At 50.6% G+C, this 336-nt stretch carries 1 protein-coding gene; it reads right to left on the bottom strand.

The window, feature by feature from the left end; all coding sequences use genetic code 11:
- Positions 1 to 336: AMP-binding protein (locus CWB98_RS23720; protein WP_138546997.1), on the bottom strand; the 336-nt coding region annotated here is incomplete at both ends.

Genomic DNA, 336 nt, shown 5'->3' with positions numbered 1-336 from the left:
CACTTTAGCGCCGCTGTCGTTGATACGATCGGCGATTGCAGAAGGCGAAAAACCACCGAACACCACCGAGTGCACGGCACCAATACGCGCGCATGCTTGCATCGCGTAGACAGCCTGCGGCGTCCTCGGCATATAAATAGCCACACGATCGCCCTTACTAACGCCTAGTTTGCGCAGGCCATTAGCCAGTTTACACACCTCATCATGCAATTGCTGGTAGCTAATATGCTCGCTTTGGCTCGGGTCATCTCCTTCCCAAATCAATGCGGTCTTATTGGCTTTGTGTTCTAAATGACGATCAATACAATTATATGATGCATTGAGTTGCCCGTCTTC

The sequence above is a fragment of the Pseudoalteromonas rubra genome, assembly GCF_005887115.1.
Lineage (GTDB): Bacteria > Pseudomonadota > Gammaproteobacteria > Enterobacterales > Alteromonadaceae > Pseudoalteromonas > Pseudoalteromonas rubra_F.
The sequence above is the reverse complement of the archived record's forward strand: the minus strand, read 5'-3'. Positions and strand labels throughout refer to the sequence as shown.